The 2,174-nt window shown below is 64.8% G+C and carries 3 protein-coding genes; 1 reads left to right on the top strand and 2 read right to left on the bottom strand.

Going from position 1 to position 2,174, the window contains the following annotated elements:
* Both K2Z83_RS28215 and rmuC read right to left on the bottom strand, forming a co-directional pair.
* The coding region (locus K2Z83_RS28215; protein ID WP_220598503.1) for a hypothetical protein at positions 1-216 on the bottom strand (216 nt) is incomplete at its 3' end.
* A gap of 89 nt (positions 217-305) precedes the next feature.
* Positions 306-1,559 carry a DNA recombination protein RmuC gene (rmuC, locus tag K2Z83_RS28210; RefSeq protein WP_220598502.1) on the bottom strand — a complete coding sequence of 418 codons (1,254 nt, stop codon included), beginning with the start codon at positions 1,557-1,559 and terminating at the stop codon, positions 306-308.
* A gap of 211 nt (positions 1,560-1,770) precedes the next feature.
* Between rmuC and tnpA the strand changes: the two genes are divergently transcribed.
* Positions 1,771-2,174, top strand: a 404-nt coding sequence (gene tnpA / locus K2Z83_RS28205) for an IS200/IS605 family transposase (RefSeq protein WP_220598501.1), incomplete at its 3' end; no start/stop codon positions are given.

The following is a 2,174-nucleotide window of genomic DNA, read 5'->3' as shown; positions in this document are numbered from 1 at the left end:
GCCCAGGCCGTCAAGCGCATCGGCCAGCAGGGCGTAGCCGCTGAGCGCGAAGTAGCCGGTGGCGATGTCGGCCCAGGGCGAGCCGGCCATCAGGCGACACAGCGCCTCGTGGACAGTCATGCTGCCCGCGTGGTTGTCGAGGATGTAGGGCACGCCGTCGGGCGCGCGGTGCTCGCGGATCGAGCGGCTCGGCGGGCGCTGGTCGTCGTAGATCATAGTGATCCATCGTTAAGGCGCTCGCCGGGCGACCGAGGTCGCGTCGGCGGGGCGCTGCGCGCCGGGCGTCGGCCTGCGCCGACGCGGTGTTAGTCGCCGGCAGGCTCGCCTAGCAGCTCGGGCTGGCTGATGGCGCGCACAGTATCGCCCAGACTGGCGATCTCAGGTAGATCGGCATTGCCCACACCCATAGTATGCATCTTTCGAGCACTCGCCAGCAATCTGCTCTCAATGCTGCCCACTGTATCATTGTAGGCGCTGACGCTCTGGGTCAGGTTTTTGCCAAGCTTGCCCAGATGCCCGGCTACGATGTTTAGTCGGTCATAGACTTCAGCGCCGATCTGCTGGATCTTCTGCGCGTCAGCGGCGAGCTGGGTCTCCTTCCAACCCATCGCGGCCGACTTCAGCACAGCGATCAGGGTGTTCGGACTAGCCAGAATGATATTTTTCGTAAGGGCGTACTCGAGCAGTTCGTGGTCATGCTCCAGGGCGACCTGGTAGAAGACCTCGCCGGGAATGAAGATGACCGTGAACTCGTGGGCCGCGCTGAACTGCTTGTGGTAGGCCCGCTTCGCCATCTCGTCGACGTGGCCACGGATCGAGCGGGCGTGCTGGCGAAAGAGCTCGCTACGCTGGTCCTCGGGCGCCTCAAGGGCATCGAGAAAGCGATCGAGCGGCACCTTGGCGTCGACAATAATCTGACGCTGGTTTGGCAGCTGCACGAGGAGATCGGGGCGCTGTCGTTTCTGGTCGGCATCAGTGGTGCTCTGCTGCTCCTCGAAGTCGCAGTGGTTGAGCATACCCGCTAGCTCGATCAGCCGACGGAGCTGGATCTCGCCCCAGCGCCCGCGCACTTTCGGGTTGCGCAGCGATTGAGTGAGCGCGTCGGTCTGGGTGCGCAGGCTCTGCTGATCCTGGCGCAGACCGCGCAGAACCTCATCGAGGCCACCGTAGGCCGCCTGGCGGGCCTCCTCAAGCGCCTTGACCTGCTGCTCCTGGCGGGTCAGGGTCTCGCGCAGCGGCTCGACCAGGCTAGTCAGGTCGCTTTTGGCGGCCTGCTGCTGGCGCTGCATGCGCTCCTCGGCGAGCTGAAGGAACTGCTCGTTGCTGGCCTTCAGCGCCTCGCCGCTCAGGCTGGCGAAGGCGTCGCGCATGCGCTGCTCGGCGTCTTGCAGTGCCCCGATCTTCTCGGCGTGGGCGCGGTTTGCGGCCTCCAATGCGGTCTCGGCGCGGATGGCCCGCTCACGCTCGGCCTGGGCGCGCCGCCCGGCGATCAGCCAGGTGATCAGGGCGGCGAGCGCTGCGCTGGCGGCGCTGCTCAGGATGATCAGGGTGATGTCCATAGGTCTCCTGTGCTGTGCTGTCACGATGTCTCTATGGAGAGTAGTATAACGCGGCGATGGGGCGCAAATGGGCACTTCTGCCGGGCGACCGAGGTCGCGTCGGCGGGGCCGTTGGCCGGGCGTCGGCCTGCGCCGACGCTGCCCGCCCGCATCTTTCTCGGCGGTGCGGCGGTGTATCTTCTGATAGCTGGTTTGTAGCTGTGAGGGTGCTATGCGCGGCAACAGGCGATCTGTTTTTATCCATCTGGTCTGGGCCACCTGGGATCGGCTCCCGCTGATCACGCCGGGTATCGAGCGCCGTCTCTACCGCACTATGCAGGCGACGGTCGAGGGGCTGGGCTGCACCGTGCTGGCCCTGAATGGGGTAGAGGATCATGTTCATGTGTTTGTGTCTCTGCCCTCGACGGTTGATCTCGCGCACCTGATGAAGCAGGTGAAGGGCGTCTCGTCGCACTTTGTGAACCAGACGCTGCGCCCATCTTCGCCATTTAAGTGGCAGGGCGGCTATGGCGCTTTTTCCGTGAGCCGCTGGGATGTCGAGATGATCATCGGCTATATCCGCCGGCAGAAGGAGCATCACGGCCGGGCTGATCTGCGCCCAGAGCTTGAGGAGAT

It is taken from the genome of Oscillochloris sp. ZM17-4, from assembly GCF_019599295.1.
GTDB lineage: Bacteria > Chloroflexota > Chloroflexia > Chloroflexales > Chloroflexaceae > Oscillochloris.
Note: the sequence above shows the minus strand (reverse complement) of the source record. Positions and strands in the feature narration are given on the sequence as shown.

Bases quoted from the DNA above. Each gene is read 5' to 3' on its own strand.
- rmuC (WP_220598502.1), bottom strand. From the start codon at position 1,559: ATGGACATCACCCTGATCATCCTGAGCAGCGCCGCCAGCGCAGCGCTC.